The following is a 17,750-nucleotide window of genomic DNA, read 5'->3' as shown; positions in this document are numbered from 1 at the left end:
TTTTTAGCGGTGCGGAATGGGAAATTGCAATGGATAACTGGCTAAACGCAAACCTCTTAACAAGTTTGGCGGTATGGCAGCGATCGCAATTGTTATCGTTTCTCACAGTAAACAACTAGCTTTAGGTGTGCGGGAACTCGCCGCGCAAATGGTTCAAGGCCAAGTTTCTATCGCTGTTGCAGCAGGAATTGATGATCCTGAAAATCCATTGGGTACAGATCCGATTCAGGTTTATGAAGCGATCGCTTCTGTTTTCTCTGATGATGGTGTTCTGGTATTAATGGATTTGGGTAGTGCTTTGCTAAGTGCAGAAATGGCTATAGAGTTTTTGCCAGAAGCACAGCAGCAAAAAGTGTATTTGTGTGAAGCACCTCTAGTAGAAGGTGCGATCGCTGCTGTTGTTGCGGCGGCGGCTGGTAGAAATATTCACCAAGTCATGGCGGAAGCACGCGGCGCACTCCTTGCCAAAGCAACTCAATTGGGTGTAAGTCCGTTGTCAGTTGTCAGTGACAACATCGAAGCCAGAAATCCCGAATTTCCCATCAAAGAAATTCGGCTAATTGTCAGCAATCGCTTAGGATTACACGCCCGTCCCGCAGCCCAGTTTGTGGGAACCGCCACCCGATTTCAATGCCAAATTCTGGTGCAGAATTTAACAAGGAATACGGGGCTAGTTCGGGGTGACAGTATTAACCAAGTTACCACTTTAGGGTTGCGCCAAGGACACGAATTACTGATTACTGCCACCGGTTCTGATGCAGATGAAGCGCTGGCAGCATTACAGGCATTATTCGCCAATAATTTTGGTGAGGCAGCCCGTTCCAACAAAGAGGAGCCGGCGCGGTCATGGGGGTTTCCCCCAGAAGCGACTGGCGTTGGACTGCCGTTCGCCCTTGGCGTGCCGGAGGCATACCCGGAGGGTGAAGATAATGTTGCCTTGAATTCGCCACCAGCATTTCACCAGGAAGTTACCCCAACAACTCACGGCGAACTTTCAGGGATTGCTGCTTCTGGGGGAATTGCGATCGCACCTGTTGTTCATTATCAACCCACTCACATTACAATTACGGAATATCACGTAGACGATCCTGAATTAGAGTGGCAACGAGTACAGGCGGCAATTCACACTGCCAAACAAGAAATTCAAGCAGTTTTTTCCCAAGCATCTCTGCAAATTGGTGATGCTGAAGCTGCTATATTTGATGCCCAATTACTGTTTTTAGAAGATCCAGTATTATTGGAAGCGGCTCATCAGCGTATTTCAGACCACCATATAAATGCTGAGGCAGCTTGGCAAGCCGTAGTAGATGAAGTGGCGACTTCTTACCGAACACTTGAGGATTCTTATCTACAAGAGCGAGTTGACGACGTTGTAGATGTCGGGCAAAGGGTATTACGATTACTAGCTGGGAATGCCCCTGCTAACTTGCATTTTGATGAACCGGCGATTTTAGTAGCGACTGATTTAACTCCCTCGGATACTGCGGGATTAGATCCGACAATGGTGTTGGGTATTTGTACAACTTCTGGTAGCGCTACTTCTCACAGTGCAATTATCGCCCGGACATTGGGTATTCCCGCAGTTTTGGGAGTAGATGCCCAAGTGTTGCACTTGGCAGATGGTACACTGATGGCTCTTGATGGTGAAAGTGGTAGAGCTTGGATAGAACCAGAATCACATATCCTGGATTTACTGGCAGCAAAGCGAGAAGCTTGGCAAACTGCCCAACAGGAAGCACGAGCTACAGCACACCAGCCAGCAATTACTCGTGATGGTCGGCAAGTTAGCATTTTCGCAAACATTGGTAGTATAAATGATGTGCAAGTTGCTGTAGCTAGCGGTGCAGAAGGGGTAGGACTACTCCGCACAGAGTTTCTTTATTTAGATAGGACAAGCGCTCCCACAGAAGAAGAACAACTTGAAGTTTATCAGGCGATCGCCCAAGTTTTAGATAATCGTCCCCTAATTATTCGTACTTTAGATGTCGGTGGTGATAAGCCACTTCCTTATCTGAGAGTAGGGTTTCCAGAAGCTAATCCTTTCTTAGGTTGGCGGGGAATTCGTTTTTGTTTAGATCATCCAGAACTCTTCAAAACTCAGTTACGGGCAATTTTAAGAGCCAGTGTCGGACACCAAATTAAGATCATGTTGCCGATGATTGCCACTGTAACTGAGGTACGTGCAGCTAAGGTAATTTTGGGTGAAGTGCAAACTGAATTAAATCAAGCTGGTATTCCCTTTGATGCCGCGATGAAAGTGGGAATTATGGTGGAGGTTCCGTCAGCAGTTGCGATCGCCGATCAGTTAGCGGCTGAAGTAGACTTCTTTAGTATAGGTACTAACGACCTGAGTCAATACGTCATGGCTAGCGATCGCACTAATCCGCGTGTGGCAAACTTAGTTGATGCCCTACATCCAGCCGTGTTGCGAATGGTGCAGCAAACTATCCAAGCTGCTCATGCTGCCGGGATTTCGGTAGGATTATGTGGAGAATTGGCAGCAGATACACTAGCAACACCAATTTTATTAGGTTTAGGGCTAGATGAATTGAGCGTGAATCCTCAAAGTATACCTGGAGTCAAGCAAGCGATCGCTCGGTTGAGTATAGTTGAGAGTGAAGCGATCGTGACATCAGCATTACAACAAGATTCTGCACTTCATGTCAGAGAACTAATTTCAACTTCAGTTATTCCCCCGACAAATTAGTTAAAATCTGATTCCCAGTTGCCCGTTAAACCCACGAATAGAATTGTAACCAGCACCAACAAAAACGTTATCAGTAGCACCGACCTGAACGCCACCTGAAACTGCAACACCTTTATCCTCAGAATAAAGCCCAACTCCTACATAAGGTGAAATGACAGGTAAACTGATAAATTTCAAAACATCTACTCCTGTAGCACCATCAGGGCCAGTTCCGACCTCAACCCCAAAATTTAAAGCCCTAGCGCCTACAGCATAGGTTATATCACCATCTTTTCCGCCGACTGAAACCCAAGGTTGTGGTATCAGTTGAGCCGATGCTTGACTTGGGGCAAATAAAGCAAAGAAACCGATAGATGTAATTAATGTTTTAGCAATAATCGCTACTTTCACGTTGTTTTCCTACACTAACTGCTATATCTTAATTAGTTTTGTCAAAAACCCTTACTTTTAACTAGGGTTTGTCATGATGACTAATCGTGACGGATTGAACCTCTTATGAGTGCCCGATGAGTTCAAAAATTATTTTTGTATGTAATATAAATTACATTAATATGCCGCCGCAATTGTTAATTATCGGGTATATTTGCTGATTACTTTTAGGACTTACGCAAAATTGTCTCAAGAACCTGATTTGTCGTAGCGGTAATTCATGAATTACCACTACTTTAGAACTTTTTTGCCTAAGTCCTGACTTTATCAAAATACTGAAATGATTTCACAAAAACTGATTTGACTTACTCAAAAGTAGACACATCTCGCAGCAAACTAGGAATTTCCCCTTGAGAGAAAGGAAACTCTAGCAAAGTTTCTCTAAGACCCAAATACCCAGATTCAGCAAAAGACAAAAGCATTCGTGAAAGTGCTAACCAAACTTCTGGTTCGTATTCCCAATCACGATAACGCGAAGCTTGAGCAGCAATTGAACGTAACGCCCAGAAATAAGAGTTTCTCACCACCGAACCACCTTTCTTAAACTCTGGTAAATCTTCGTGGTTGATAAAAAGTATTTGATTGTCGATTTTGGCTCTCATCGCAATTTTAGATTTTAGATTAAAACTAAATCTTAAACATGGTGCGTCGTCTTTACCGAAAAACTCCTTTTTTCTCTGCGTTCTCTGCGCCTCTGTGGTTCAATAAATAACTTTTAAACCGCAGAGGCACAGAGAACACAGAGAGGAAAGTAGACACCTAAAAATTGGCACTTAAACCCAAACGAAAAGTGAATCCAGGGCTATAAATGCGATTAACTTGCTCATATTGCTCACCGAGTAAATTTTCTAAGTAAACTGTTAATCCTAAATTGCTAAGTAGTCAGACAGAATTAATTACACAATCGTCTATCCTACTACCAAAGTAAGTAAACTGTCCAATCAGATTCTCTGAAAAATTGACATCTACTTCCGCACTCCAAGTCGAGCCAGTTTCTGGACTTAAATCCCGTGTACCTCAATCTTTCCTACTTAAGGAATAGATATTAATATTACCAATGATAGAATAATAAATATTATGTATTACGTTATATTTTACTGTTAGTGCTTTTAGATGAATTATTAGTAACTCTAAATTTTAACTAATTATTCAAAGTCATCAGCCTTGATTAATTCCCAAAAAAGTAATTATTTAAAATCAAGTTATGTATGTAGCAATCTGGCCAGGAAATGTATATCCTTTAGGTGCAACTTGGGATGGAAAAGGGACAAACTTCGCTTTATTTTCGGAAAATGCAACTGGAGTAGAGCTTTGTTTATTTGATGACGATGACAAAGAAATTCGCGTATCTTTAACAGAAAAAAACAATTTTGTTTGGCATGGGTACTTACCAGGAGTGGGCCCCGGTCAAAAGTATGGGTTTAGAGTACATGGGATGTGGGCACCAGAGGCAGGTCATAGATTTAATGCAAATAAACTATTGATTGACCCTTATGCCAAAGCTATTGATGGTGAGTTTAGTAACGATCCATCTGTCTTTGCCTATTCTCTAGATGCTGAGGAAAAAGACTTAGTTTTTTCTGAACTAGATGATGCCAAAATAATGCCCAAGTGTGTTGTAATTGATGAATCTTTTGATTGGGAAGGTGATAAACCGCTTGGTACACCTTGGCATACAACTATTATTTATGAAACCCACGTCAAAGGTTTTACTAAGCTACATCCAGCTATTCCAGAAGAGTTGCGTGGTACTTATGCAGGGTTGGCACATCCGGCAGCAATTCAACATTTACAGCAATTAGGAATTACAGCAGTTGAATTGATGCCAGTACATCACTTTCTATCCCATCCGGGACATTTAGAAGATAAAGGATTAAAAAATTACTGGGGCTACGATTCTATCAACTATTTTGCCCCCTATTCTAGTTACAGTGCTAGTGGAACTGCGGGACAACAAGTCACTGAATTTAAGCAAATGGTCAAGGCACTACATTTTGCCGGAATTGAAGTGATTTTAGATGTAGTTTATAACCACACAGGCGAAGGAAATCATTTTGGGCCAACGCTATCTTTACGAGGTATTGATAATTCTGTATATTATCGCTTGGTAAAGGATAATCCTCGCTACTATATGGATTTTACAGGCTGTGGTAACTCTCTGAATGTGCGTCATGCTCAAGTTCTGAAGTTAATTATGGATAGCCTACGCTATTGGGTAATAGAAATGCATGTAGATGGCTTCCGATTTGATTTAGCCTCGGCACTAGCACGGGAATTATATGAAGTAGATAATCTCTCAGCTTTCTTTGACATTATTCATCAAGACCCAATCTTAGCAGATGTGAAACTAATTGCTGAACCTTGGGACTTAGGAGAAGGCGGCTATCAAGTTGGGAACTTTCCCCTGCGTTGGTCTGAGTGGAATGGTAGATATCGTGATACAGTACGAGATTTTTGGCGTGGTGTAGATGATAGTTTAGGACAATTTGCTTACTGTTTTACGGGTAGCCCTGACTTATATCAAACAAACGGGCGCAACCCAAATGCAAGTATTAATTTTATAACTGCTCATGATGGTTTTACGTTAAATGATTTGGTCAGCTACAACGAAAAGCATAACCATGCAAACGGGGAAGATAATAGAGATGGTGAAAGCCATAATAGATCCTGGAATTGCGGTGCTGAAGGCGAAACCGATGATGCAGAAGTGATGCGTTTGCGCGAACGGCAACGACGAAATTTTTTAGCAACTCTAATGCTATCTCAAGGTGTACCAATGCTATTAGAGGGAGACGAAATTGGCTGTAGTCAAAAGGGAAATAATAACGTCTACTGTCAAGATAATGAGATTTCTTGGCGGCATTGGGATTTGCACAAAGCGAACGCAGATTTACTAGACTTTACGCGTGAACTAATTGATTTTCGCCATCAGCATCCAGTATTCCGCCGACGTAAATGGTTTCATGGTCGTCCCATCCACGGTTTAGGCATTAATGATATTGCTTGGTTTAATGCTGATGGTAGTGAAATGACTGAGAAGCAATGGCTAGTTAGTTATGCCAAGGTAATGGAGATTTTTTTGAATGGCCAGGGAATTGCTACTCCAGGGACTCGTGGTGAGCGGATTATTGATGAAAGTTTTCTGCTATTTTTTAACGCTCACTACGAGTTAATTGAGTTTGCTTTACCGAATGACTTTAAAGACAAGGTATGGGAGATAGTAATTGACACCAATGAACCTCGCTTTTTAGATCGGGGAAAATTAGTTTCAGGCTCTCAAAGTGTACCAGTTACAGATCGCTCTCTGATGCTTTTACGCCTTATAAGTTAGCTCGATTTTATCCAAAATTAAGAACTTGGTTCTCTTGTATCGGCAAACCCTAGCTTTTTGGAAAAAGTAAAACTACTGTACCATAAAGCTTTCAGCATCAGCTTAAGCCTTACCAAAAAATGGATAAAGTAGAGGTTAGAGGATGTTTGAAAAATCTAAGTTTGAAAAAATGTTGGTATTAAACATTCTCATCCAGGATTGTTCCTTCTATATTTGCTCCTTCCAAATTTGCTCCGCTCAAATTTGTCTGGTGCAAATCAGCCTGGGTGAGATTTGCCTGGGATAAGTCGGCTACCGTTAAATCTGCACCACTTAAATCGGCTCCATCTAAATTTGCAGCTATTAAACTTGCTTCCTGCAAATCTGCTTCACTTAAGTTAGTTTCAATCAACTTAGCAACCGTCAAATTAGCATGACTCAAATTTGCTCCATCTAAGATAGCTCCATCTAAAATAGCTCCATCTAAAATAGCTTTGCTTAAGTTGCTACCACTAAGGTCAGCATGGCTCAAATCGGCTCCATTTAAGTCTGTCTCAACCAAACTGGCGTGGGCTAAATTAGCGTGACTCAGATTAGCTCCATCTAAAATTGCTCTATCTAAAATTACGCCACTGAGACTAGCTTCCCTTAAGTTTGCCTCACTCAAGTTTACACCAGTAAAGTCTCTGACACCTGCGGCATAGTTTTTCAGGAGTTGATCTGCTTTCATATCTGTCGCTGTGCTAAGGAACGTTTAACTAATTCGTAATTCGTAATTTTTGGGTGTATGTGGCTTTGTTTCAGTATGGATCTAAGATGAGAGTCTGAAACAGTCTTTAGTTACGAATTATTTTAATTGAGGTTATCTAGATAGGCAGTGAATCCAAAGTCTGCGCTACGGAGGATTAATGTAGTGAATTTAACTAGAGCTAATGTTTAATCAGCTTTATCTAGATTAGCCATCCTCAAGTACTGGCGCTACTACCTAGAGTAGTGAGTTATTTTCATCCTTGGGAGGGATGTTGAAAGATTGAAAAATTTAAGTATTAGTTAGTGGAAAGCGATCGCTATACTCTATTGTAATGTTCGTCTGGCAGAGGTTATGGTAAAACCAATTCGTATTCTTTTGCAGATTACGATTCCTACAACTGAAGATTACTTAGCATCGATATGTAGAGAGGCGATATATCGCCTCTCTACAAGGGTTCTACATAACGTATATTTAATTTCTGGAGATGTCTAAACACTTTTATAAAAAAAGTAAAGGTTAAAAACCTCGCCCTTTGTGGGCGAATAAATCCTTGTATCTTAAGGTAAGTAGAAACCCCACCCCAAGTGTCTGGCTTAGTTTAATCCCCCTGCTTCCCCTGCTTCCCCTGCTCCCCCTGCTCCCCCTGCTCTCTTCATATATGTTGTGGGGCGATCGTCTTGCCCGCCCTGATTAATAAGCGTGCAGGATGACCACCCCACAAAATCGAGAATTTATTTGTTGAAATTCCCTGTCCTTTGCACTCAGTTAAGGCGCAAGGGCATTACCCCGAATTAAACTACCAATGGTTTTAGCGGTAATTTTCAACTGGGTGATGGGATTAGCTGGGACAACTGTCTTATACAGATAGCTATCGAATGTTAGCCGTTGGACATCGAGATCATCACACATTTCCACAAACGCCTCGCGGGTGGCGTTGGAACGATAGAATACAGTTTGCAAAATGTCCAGCACCTTGTAAGTGAGTCCGTATCTCTTATCCCAACGCTTCAGGTAAACCTTGAGGTCGCCTTCTGTAGGAATACGGCTACCACTATTAGATGTTTCTACAATGGTTTCGGCACACATCCGCCCAGATTTAGCGGCAAAATAAATCCCTTCACCAGAGGATTTGGTAACATAACCAGCAGCATCTCCCACCAAAGCGATGCGACCTACAACGCGACGGGGACGGGGATGTTCTGGAATGGGGTGCGCTTCGACTTTGATGATTTTACCGCCAGCCAGCTTTTCGGAAGCACGGGCGCGGATACCAGCTTGTAATTGTTTGATGCTGGCTTTATTGACGTGCATCGTACCAGTACCGACAGCTACGTGGTCATATTTGGGGAAAACCCAAGCGTAGAAATCGGTAGAAACGTCATCACCGACATACATTTCGGCGAGGTCGTTGTAATAGGCCATTTTGTCTTCGGGTAAGCGAATTCGCTCTTGGAAAGCGATCGCATAATTGTAATCCCCAGCGTCCATTTCTTTAGCAACGCGAGAATTAGCCCCATCCGCCCCAATGATTAAATCCACCTTCAGGGTTTTGGCAATCCCCTGAGATATCCCTTCTGTATGGTCAATGTAATGGATGGTATAGGGATCGGTATTATTTCCGGGTATATCAAGTTTATGAACAGTGGCATTAATTAAATTTGCGCCTACTTTTGCCGCGCGATCGCGCAAAAAGCCATCTAGCACTTCCCGGCGGCACATTCCTATATATTCTTCTTCATTTATCAAATTGATATCAACCTCCCGATTGGAAGGCGAAATCATTTTCATCTTCCGTACCCGGCGATCGATAATCTCTGGTGGTAAATCAAATTCACTCACCATACACAGGGGAATTGCACCCCCACAAGGCTTTGCATTGTCTAGCTTCCGCTCAAACAGGTAGGTTTCAATCCCAGAGGCTGCCAGTGTTTCTGCGGCAGATGAACCAGCAGGGCCTGACCCAATAACAGCAACCCGTAGTGTCAAAGGTCTTTCTCCCAATCTTCACATTTACCGAGAGCATACTACCACGGTCTTTCTAGTGATTTGGCGGTTTACCTTCAGGTTTCTGCACAAATGCAATATTCCTTAATGTTTCGATACGAATTAGACGTTGGGCATTGGGCATTGGGCATTAGGAATTGGGAAGAATGAAGAATATTGCCTAGTCCCTAGTAGTCTGTCAAGAAATAATTGACGAATAAATCTTCTGTAGAGACGGCGATTTATCGCGTCTCTCCAACCGTCAAAATGGGTTTGACAGACCACTAGTCCCCAGTCCCTAATCCTCAATCCCAAAATATGCAGATTTCTCTGTTCGATTCCTTTACTAGACAAATTAGTGCTGCCGCAATTACCGGATATCAAAAGCACATTTCCCCACACAAAGGTTTTGCTTGTGCCCACAGAATACTATATGGCGGCGAATCTTGCTCTGGGTACTTCAAACGGGTAATTGCTAAGGAAGGGTTAAAAGTAGCGTTTGTCAATTCTCGTGAACGATTTCAAGCTTGCAAGCAAGCTAACCAAATTTTGCATAGACGCTATGCCTCTATGCAAATGGAGAATTCAGAAGAATTCCCAGAGGAGGAAGCAGAAACGCAGCAACGACGACAGGTATCTGGTAAAGGTGGTCAAAAATCCTCATTTATCAGCAGCAACAATACTGAATGTTTTGATTGTGCCGATTTGGGCTGCAATTGTGCCGAGATAGTTAGCATGACTCCTGATTGTAGTGCCCCAGATTGCAGTTCTCTAGATTGTAGTGGTGCTGATTGTAGCTTCCTCGATTGCGGCAGTTGTGGTAGCTAAATCTTGTTCATCTATAAATAACGATATATGGTATATGTAAGGCACAGTAATCCTACCAAGGATCTGTAGATTTAGTTGCAGAGGTATAGCAGCAGTGGGCATAGTAGTTGAGAACGTCTCCAAACAATTCGGGAGTTTCAAGGCAGTTGATGAAGTTAGCCTGGAAATTAAGAGTGGTTCGCTGGTTGCATTGCTGGGGCCATCAGGATCGGGTAAATCTACACTATTACGGTTAATTTCTGGTTTAGAAATGCCAGATAGCGGCAAAATCCTGCTTACTGGTAAGGATGCTACATACCAAAGCGTGCAACAGCGCAATATTGGGTTTGTGTTTCAGCACTATGCCCTATTTAAGCATTTAACTGTCAGGCAGAATATTGCCTTTGGCTTAGAAATTCGCAAGGCACAGCCAAAGAAGATTAAGGGAAAGGTAGAACAGTTACTAGAATTAGTGCAATTGAGTGGATTAGGCGATCGCTATCCATCACAACTTTCTGGTGGTCAAAGACAACGGGTAGCATTAGCAAGGGCATTGGCAGTAGAGCCTGAAGTATTACTGCTAGATGAACCTTTTGGCGCACTTGATGCTAAAGTCCGCAAAGACTTACGGGCATGGTTACGTCGCCTCCATGATGAGGTTCATGTTACCACAGTTTTCGTCACCCACGACCAAGAGGAAGCAATGGAAGTCTCCGATGAAGTTGTGGTCATGAATAAAGGGCGTGTGGAACAGGTAGGGACACCATCGGAAATTTATGATAATCCTGCCACCGCATTTGTGATGAGCTTCATTGGCCCGGTGAATATATTACCCAGCACCTCGAAGATTTTTCAAGGTAGCAAATTTGATGCGCCACATCCGCAAGTATTTTTGCGCCCGCAAGATGTGATTTTTGAAACTAGCGCCAGCGATGCCACTACACCTGCGACAGTGAGCCGATTAGTGCATTTAGGTTGGGAAATTCAGGTGGAATTAACTTTCGATGATGGACAAGTAGTGACGGCGCATTTAACACGCGATCGCTTTAATGATTTAGAGTTAGAAGCGAAACAGCGCGTATATGTGAAGCCGAAGGATGCGAAGTCCTTCCCAGTGTCTTATTCAATTTAGACTTTTGCCAGTTTCTTAATAGTCAAAACCCCTAGTTAATCGCTGTGTAATTCAGCTATTTGCTAGGGGTTTTCAATCTTAAATGGACTACAGAGGCTATCACTTGACAACGTGATGAGAAACAGAGGTAATAATTACGAATTACGAATTATTTTGGCTCCTATGGCGATATCTTAGCGGGTTTCAAATTTCTGGCTTTGTAGAACATTTCTAAGCTGTTGCGATCGCCAACGAAACGCCAGTGCCAAGGCTCATAACTCACACCTTGAGCATTATCTTTGGGAAATGACATTTCAAAGCTGAAACGTGCTGCATTTGCTTGTAGCCACTGATAAGCCTTGGTATGGTCAAAGTTGGTTTGGAGATTAGTTGCTGGTACTGACCCATCTCCAACATCCACAGCATAACCTGTGTGATGTTCGCTATGACCAGGAGGAGCGCTGAGGGCGGCTCGTTCTGCTGGCGTTTGATTTCGTTGGGCACCGACAGCAAAAAACAACTGCTCCTGGTCTTTAACTGAGCGGAAGCCAGAAATTGGCACTAAAATTACACCTGCACTCCGCGCTGCTGCTACCATCTCCTCAAACTTTTGGGCAGCAGCTTTTTGCATTCTGATGCCCCTATTTGCGGAGATGGTTACTAGTTCTGACTGAGGCGCTTCTTTGTATGGAAAATGCCCTAACACAGTATCGCTAGAATTATTAGATGCTACTGGGGTTGGGGGAGCAGAAGTAGTTGGTAAAGGTTGAGAATTTGCGGTTTTTTTGGGTGTCGTGACGAAAAATAAAAAACCGCTAATTAAAGCTAGCAGGACAAATCCTGTTACTCCCCCAATCAAGACAATTCGGCGTTGCAACCAAATTTTTGGTGTTGCAACAGGGGTATCGCGTACAGCCACTGGAATATCATCATCAAAGTTATTCGATGAATTTTGCGGTTTTCCAGAAAACCCTGTCTTATTCAAGGGTAAACTCCTGTTTTTGTGGGATAGCCATAACAGATTTTGTACTGGACAAAAGTAGACGTAACAGGTAGCATTTTACATCTGTGGTTTTTAGGCGCAATCTTGACAAACCTTTTAGAACTATACGTCAAGCTAGGAGGATTAGTCCTGGTAGGTTTTATTCTGGGACGCAAACTACCTGTGACAGTTCCTACCCGTTTAGGACAGTTTCTTTTTTGGGTGGGAGTACCCATAAGCATAGTATCGTTTTTGCGTCAATCTAGCTTGTCAGGGCAAATTTGGATTGCCCCTGCGATCGCTTATCTAGCCATTTTACTAGGAGCATTTTTAGCTTGGTTAGGAATTAAAGGACAAGCCTATTTTAGAAATATTGTCCACCAACCACCAACTCAGGCTAGCTTGCTCCTCGCGGCAATGCTAGGTAATACAGGTTATCTTGGTTTTCCCATCACCTTAGCAATGGTAGGCAAGGAATACTTTGCTTGGGCGCTATTTTATGATTTGTTAGGTTCATTCCCAGGAACTTATGCCTTGGGTGTGTTGCTAGCGGCGCGTTTTGGCGGTGGTGTCCAAAATCATTGGCAGATTGCTAAGGCCATTTTAATTAATCCTGCCTTGTGGGGTTTCGGATTTGGCTTGCTGTTTCGACAGGTGACAATTCCCACAGTTGCAGAATTCTGCCTAGAGAAATTTGCTTGGAGTAGTGTAGCTTTATCTCTGGTGTTAATTGGAATGCGACTAGGGTTGCTCAAATCTTGGCGTAGCTTACCACAAGCAGGGATGAGCTTGGGAATAAAAATGCTTATAGTTCCCTTGATATTGGGGAGTGTTATCCCATTTTTTGGATTAACTGGGCCCATAGTCAAGATCATCGTGCTACAAATGGCTATGCCTCCAGCTTTCGCCACACTGGTAATTGCTGAGACATTCAATCTCGATCGCGATCTGGCAGTTACCGCCCTAGCTGCTGGGGCTATACTATTGCTCGTTACTCTCCCAATTTGGCTGTGGCTGTTTTGATTAACTATGCTTTCTTAGCCTTCGAGGTTGTTTGAAAAGTTTTTTTATACGCCTAACCCTTGGAGATCCCCCTAAATCCCCCTTAAAAAGGGGGACTTTGATTCTTCCCCCTTTTTAAGCTACGGTGTACACACATTAGTCATAAGAGGTTGTTTGAAAGTCTGGAAAGCTTTGTCGTAGGTGATGACAATTTAAAAACATTATCCACCCTCTACTGGATGCTGCCCATAATATGGCAAAGCCTCTGACCAATTAGGAAACTTGCCTTCTTGCCAATTGAGATTAGCTAGTTCTAAAATACTTGTTACTGTCGCTGCTAACCCAGATTGGGCGTGAATCAATTGATAATTAGTGTTCCAATTCGCTAAAGTTTCCTGCCATGCTTCTGGTGTTAACACTGTATCTGGTAAACACGCTTTTAGTTTAGAAGTATCAGGCTCAAACTGATAAATGGCAGCAAAAATTTGACCTCGTTGTGCTGGCATTTCTACTGCCAGAGTTTTGATATTTTGACTTTTACCTGCTTCTGACCAAGCTACTGCGGCTAAAGTTGAAATCGTAAATACAGGGATATCTAACTGTTGCCCTAAAGTTCGAGCCATGACAACGCCGATCCGAGTTCCGGTAAAACCGCCAGGGCCTTTTGCAACTGCGATAAAGGATAAATCTGCCCAAGTTTGTGGTTTGATAAATTCAATTAAATATTGATGCACTAAGCTAGATAAATCACGCCCTAAATTCCAAACTTGAGAGCGAGTTTCACCAGCAAAATCACTAATTGCCAAACCCAATTCGGGTGTTGTGGTGTGTAGTGCCAATGCGTATTTATTTATTGCAAGAGTTTTTATTTGTGTTGTCAAAGTTACTTAAAATATTTATTTTTATAGAGTTAAGGTGATTTATTTATTCAAGCATATAATATAGCGGTTCTCAAATAAAAAATCATTTGAACAATCGCTAAACGCCACTGATGAGCAGCTTGATTCATTATGTCCCCTCTACAAAATTCAGCACTGTTTCGGTGATACTCACATCAGTTTTAAGGTAAAATCCCTGGTATAACAGCTTTTATGAACTTCTCAAACACCGCCGTGAGTTCATCCTTAACCACGAACTTTGGCAAAAAAATGTAAAGAGGAGCAACTGGGGTACTATTCCTAATCGCCATCAATTGGTGCAAAATATTTGTGAAACGTAACTTATTTAAAAACTTTGACTCTCGACCTAGACTGATAATTGCTATCGGACTAGCTGTATTAGTTTCAGTAATCCTTCCGCGTTGGCTACACTTACCCACTCGCATACTCTGCGCTTGGAACTCCGGTATTGACTTTTTCTTAGCCGTAACGTGGTGGAAAATGGCCAAGGCTACCCCAGAAAAAATTCGCCGTTATTCTGAGAATGAATATGAAGGACATTTAGCTATATTCATGTTGGTGATCGCTGCGGCTTGTGCTAGTGTCTTAGCTATTGGGTTTTTACTAACTGATAAAAAAGGGTTGTCAATAATTCTGCTGACCCTACATGTCGTACTTGCAATTATGACTATTGTCGGTTCCTGGCTGCTGGTGCATACGATGTTTGCAGTGCAGTATGCACACAGCTATTACAAATATATTAATCATAGTAATAGTGAAGAAATCGTCAGAGGTTTAGATTTTCCTAATAATGACTGTCCAGACTATTGGGAATTTTTATATTATTCTTTTGTAGTTGGCATGACTAGTCAAGTTTCAGATGTGGAGACGACATCACGCGATATGAGACGCTTGACTCTGTTACATAGTGTATTATCCTTCTTTTTTAATACTACTATTTTAGCTATGAGTATTAATATCATTGCATCGCTGATTTAAGTATTGCTTGACTCAGAGACGCGAAAATCCGTGTCTATACACGCTTAAAATTGCCAATGCGATCGCTAGTAAACTGTTGCACAAATAGTCTTGATCGCCCTTATTTAGCCATTACTGCCAAATTCACCACACATTCAGGAAATTGGCGCTTTAATGCTGGAAAAACTGGACAAGGCGCTTGTTCTTGTAAATTATCTGGTTTACTCCAAGTAAAGGGGGCTTTCTGGGCTGCTGACATCCACACCAAACGCTTTGCTCGTGTCATTGCAACGTAGAGTAAACGGTACTCCTCAGATATTTTCAAGTGCTTTGCTTGTTCCCATGCTTGTGTCACATCTGGGATAGTAGATTCTCCGTGGAGAGCAGCGCGAATTTGGGCGCGGGCTACTTCTGATAAGGTAAAATCACCTAAGAACTGGCTTTGGGGAGGAACCCAAAATCTACCGGGAATCAAGTTTTCGTGGAGAAACGGAAGAAATACATAGTCCCAATCCAGCCCTTTGGCTTTGTGCATGGTAATAATGGTCAGTTGACCGCGACGGGTGTAACGTTCTTCCGAATCTTCAGTTTCCACTGGTTCAAACCGTTCGGAACTAACGATTTCACTTAAAGCTGACAGCATTCCCACCATTGAACTATTGCCAGCTATCTGCTGGTTTACCCGTTCTGCAAGTTTGTCAGCAGTTGCCAATTCTGCCTGGTCGTAATTTAAGGTCAAAGCGAGAAAAGAAATTAGCTGATAGAGGGGCAATTCCAAGCGGGCACGAAGTAAATTGCGACACAAGCGCGCAGCTTTTTGGACTGTTTCTGCCTGGGTTGTTGCTAGAGGGCCAGGATACAAAAATTCTTCTGGGAGACTAGCAAGGGCGTTGAGGTCTTGGGTAGGAATTAACTGGCGCTGTACTAATGCTTCTAATGCGGCTTTGAGGTAATCAGGGGAGTGGGGGCGATCGCAAAATTGCAGCAATGCTAAAATCTCTTGGGGAACATGGGAACGGCGATCGCGTTCTCCCACATCGTAAAGTGTAATATTATGCTCTTTGCACAGAGGTGCTAGAGCCTCTGCTAACCATCTTCCTTGACGATTTTCTCGCACTAAAATCGCTGCACTATTTTGTGTTGGATCTTCACCAAATAACTCGATGACTCTTTGAGATAACAATTCGACGGTGTGATGAATATCACGCGGGGTATAAAGTTCTAATCCCCGTCCAATTGGTGCTGGGTTGGCGTTCTTTTGTGGGTCGCCAGTTTCAACAGGGCGAATTGTCTGGAAGCGAAATGGTACTTGTCGATTCTCAGGAATTTCTTGTCCGTTATTGCTTTTTGCTAAGGATTGATTATTGATCCATTTCAGGGCAAAGTTAGCCGCTTCAATGATAATTCTAGTACTGCGACCAGCTTGATCCATCGTTGCCAATCGTTGGATGCGATCGCACTCTTCGCAAAATTGCCGAAAATAAATCGGATCGGCTGGGGTGAAGGTAGAGTTAATCGCTTGATTTGGATCGCCAACTCGGACTAAGTTGAGTGCTGAGTTAGGAGAGACGCGATTAATCGTGTCTGTACAAGAATTATCTCCCTTATCTCCCCCATCACTCGCCAAAATTTCCAACAGCTGCGTCTGTAGGGGCTAGAATCTTGGGCTTCGTCTTCAAAGACGGCGAAAACTTGATTTTGCTCAATGCGACGGGCGCTGTCGTTTTCTAAAACGCGCAGTGCGGCTAAAATCATATCGTCGTAATCGATAAAGTCACGCGATCGCATTAAGTTTTGATATTGCTCATACAATCCCGCCGCTACGCTCAAAATTGTATATTCGTCTGTGGTTTGTCTACTCCACTCCCGTAATTTTTCTGGCGATATCCCAGAACTTTTTGCTTCATGAATGACTGTATTAGCCAATTCCGGCAATACTTCTGTTCGTAACACCGATTGGCGACGCAACCTTTCTGTCTCTTCTCCGTCAAATTGATGACCTTCTAATAACCGTAAATATATTCCGGGATTATTCACAATCCATTGTTCTACGGCTGTTCTGATAAAGCGATGACTTTGGGTTGGTGTAATTAATGTGACGTTTTCTAACTGCAAACCCGATAAATCAGAATGACGGCTGGCAATGTTCAACGCTAAACCATGTAGGGTATAGACGAAAAATCCTGTCTGAGGCAAAGATAAATCATCTCGTAAAAATTTGCGGATCTTCGCTTTAATGTTGGCAGCAGCAGAACGAGTAAAGGTGACAACTACCAGATGACGACGCGAGGATGGGCGCGACTGGGCATAGCGTTCATATTGACGGGCGATCGCGATCGCTGTTGCCGCAGCCATCCCAGTAGATTTGCCTGCGCCAGGAACGGCAGAAATAGCCAAAGGGCCAGATTGCCAGTCAGCCATTTGTTGTTGTCCAGGGCGGAGACTGTTGCGAATTGCGAGAATTTTCTCCCCTAGAGAAGGAACAGGCGATCGTTCAGACAATTCTGAGTGCAGGGATTCTTGAGCCACAGGAGCAATAAATTTAGAGTCTGACATATCAAATTTTATATTTTAAATAAATATTGAATGTAAGTAAGTGGGTGTGAAAATTTATAACTATGTCATTGCGAACGGAGCGTCAAGTCGCTTCGCTCCAATTAAAAATTAAAAATTATTAATTAAAAATTGCAATCAGTGGGGGCTTGAACCACCACAAGTCGCTTCGCTCCAATTAAAAATTAAAAATTATTAATTAAAAATTGAGGGGATTCTCTGAAATTTTTAATTTTTAATTTTGCATTTTTAATTCCCG

At 42.6% G+C, this 17,750-nt stretch carries 12 protein-coding genes and 2 pseudogenes; 6 read left to right on the top strand and 8 right to left on the bottom strand.

The annotated features are described in order from the left end of the window. The first annotated feature begins 73 nt into the window (after positions 1–73). Entirely contained in the window at positions 74–2,707 is a 2,634-nt protein-coding gene (ptsP, locus tag GTQ43_RS02680) for a phosphoenolpyruvate--protein phosphotransferase (RefSeq protein ID WP_265270455.1), read from the top strand. On the opposite strand, the gene GTQ43_RS02675 is transcribed toward ptsP, so the two are convergent. The 3 genes and pseudogenes from GTQ43_RS02675 to GTQ43_RS02665 form a co-directional block, all read right to left on the bottom strand. After that, positions 2,708–3,097, bottom strand: a complete 390-nt coding sequence (locus tag GTQ43_RS02675) for a hypothetical protein (protein ID WP_265270453.1) — start codon at positions 3,095–3,097, stop codon at positions 2,708–2,710. It lies immediately after the preceding gene. Between the two features lie 344 nt (positions 3,098–3,441). Beyond that, entirely contained in the window at positions 3,442–3,738 is a 297-nt protein-coding gene (locus tag GTQ43_RS02670; protein ID WP_265270450.1) for a hypothetical protein, read from the bottom strand. A 157-nt stretch (positions 3,739–3,895) separates the two neighbouring features. Next, a pseudogene (locus tag GTQ43_RS02665) lies at positions 3,896–4,144 on the bottom strand (TonB-dependent receptor); the annotation flags it as partial. Positions 4,145–4,340: 196 nt separating this feature from the next. Between GTQ43_RS02665 and glgX the strand changes: the two are divergent. Next, positions 4,341–6,467 (top strand): glycogen debranching protein GlgX, encoded by a 2,127-nt coding sequence (glgX, locus tag GTQ43_RS02660; protein WP_265270448.1) that lies wholly within the window; start codon positions 4,341–4,343, stop codon positions 6,465–6,467. A gap of 178 nt (positions 6,468–6,645) precedes the next feature. Here the strand turns inward: glgX and GTQ43_RS02655 are convergent, their stop codons facing one another. Continuing rightward, positions 6,646–7,176 (bottom strand): pentapeptide repeat-containing protein, encoded by a 531-nt coding sequence (locus tag GTQ43_RS02655; protein WP_265270446.1) that lies wholly within the window; start codon positions 7,174–7,176, stop codon positions 6,646–6,648. A gap of 786 nt (positions 7,177–7,962) precedes the next feature. Then, a complete protein-coding gene (gene chlP, locus GTQ43_RS02650) occupies positions 7,963–9,183 on the bottom strand; it encodes a geranylgeranyl reductase (protein ID WP_265270444.1) in 1,221 nt (406 codons plus the stop codon). A gap of 315 nt (positions 9,184–9,498) precedes the next feature. Between chlP and yidD the strand changes: the two genes are divergently transcribed. Together yidD and GTQ43_RS02640 are read left to right on the top strand one after the other, a co-directional pair. Beyond that, complete coding sequence (yidD, locus tag GTQ43_RS02645; protein WP_265270442.1) at positions 9,499–10,008, top strand: membrane protein insertion efficiency factor YidD; 510 nt, start codon at positions 9,499–9,501, stop codon at positions 10,006–10,008. Between the two features lie 94 nt (positions 10,009–10,102). Then, positions 10,103–11,119, top strand: coding sequence for a sulfate/molybdate ABC transporter ATP-binding protein (locus GTQ43_RS02640; protein ID WP_265270440.1), 1,017 nt, complete (start codon positions 10,103–10,105; stop codon positions 11,117–11,119). A gap of 160 nt (positions 11,120–11,279) precedes the next feature. Here the strand turns inward: GTQ43_RS02640 and GTQ43_RS02635 are convergent, their stop codons facing one another. Then, entirely contained in the window at positions 11,280–12,083 is an 804-nt protein-coding gene (locus GTQ43_RS02635) for a D-alanyl-D-alanine carboxypeptidase family protein (RefSeq protein ID WP_265270438.1), read from the bottom strand. Between the two features lie 102 nt (positions 12,084–12,185). Here GTQ43_RS02635 and GTQ43_RS02630 point away from each other — a divergent pair, with 102 nt between their 5' ends. Beyond that, complete coding sequence (locus GTQ43_RS02630) at positions 12,186–13,103, top strand: AEC family transporter (protein WP_265273648.1); 918 nt, start codon at positions 12,186–12,188, stop codon at positions 13,101–13,103. Positions 13,104–13,303: 200 nt separating this feature from the next. Here GTQ43_RS02630 and tsaB read toward each other — a convergent pair whose 3' ends face one another. Continuing rightward, on the bottom strand, positions 13,304–13,963 hold the full coding sequence (tsaB, locus tag GTQ43_RS02625; protein WP_265270436.1) for a tRNA (adenosine(37)-N6)-threonylcarbamoyltransferase complex dimerization subunit type 1 TsaB: 660 nt from the start codon (positions 13,961–13,963) through the stop codon (positions 13,304–13,306). A 327-nt stretch (positions 13,964–14,290) separates the two neighbouring features. On the opposite strand from tsaB, the gene GTQ43_RS02620 reads away from it, so the two are divergent. Further along, the gene (locus tag GTQ43_RS02620) at positions 14,291–14,959 is read left to right on the top strand and encodes a DUF1345 domain-containing protein (protein WP_265270434.1); all 669 of its coding nucleotides are present in this window, start codon (positions 14,291–14,293) and stop codon (positions 14,957–14,959) included. A 100-nt stretch (positions 14,960–15,059) separates the two neighbouring features. Here the strand turns inward: GTQ43_RS02620 and GTQ43_RS02615 are convergent. After that, a pseudogene (locus tag GTQ43_RS02615) lies at positions 15,060–17,494 on the bottom strand (ATP-dependent helicase). Between the last annotated feature and the right edge of the window lie 256 nt (positions 17,495–17,750).

Source organism: Nostoc sp. KVJ3 (genome assembly GCF_026127265.1).
Classification (GTDB): Bacteria; Cyanobacteriota; Cyanobacteriia; order Cyanobacteriales; family Nostocaceae; genus Nostoc.
This window is presented reverse-complemented; position numbering and strand designations above follow the sequence as displayed.

What these genes read in the sequence shown, in the direction of transcription:
- ptsP (WP_265270455.1), top strand. Translation starts at nt 74, where the DNA reads ATGGCAGCGATCGCAATTGTTATCGTTTCTCACAGTAAACAACTAGCT.
- GTQ43_RS02670 (WP_265270450.1), bottom strand. Translation starts at nt 3,738, where the DNA reads ATGAGAGCCAAAATCGACAATCAAATACTTTTTATCAACCACGAAGAT.
- glgX (WP_265270448.1), top strand. Translation starts at nt 4,341, where the DNA reads ATGTATGTAGCAATCTGGCCAGGAAATGTATATCCTTTAGGTGCAACT.
- GTQ43_RS02655 (WP_265270446.1), bottom strand. Translation starts at nt 7,176, where the DNA reads ATGAAAGCAGATCAACTCCTGAAAAACTATGCCGCAGGTGTCAGAGAC.
- yidD (WP_265270442.1), top strand. Translation starts at nt 9,499, where the DNA reads ATGCAGATTTCTCTGTTCGATTCCTTTACTAGACAAATTAGTGCTGCC.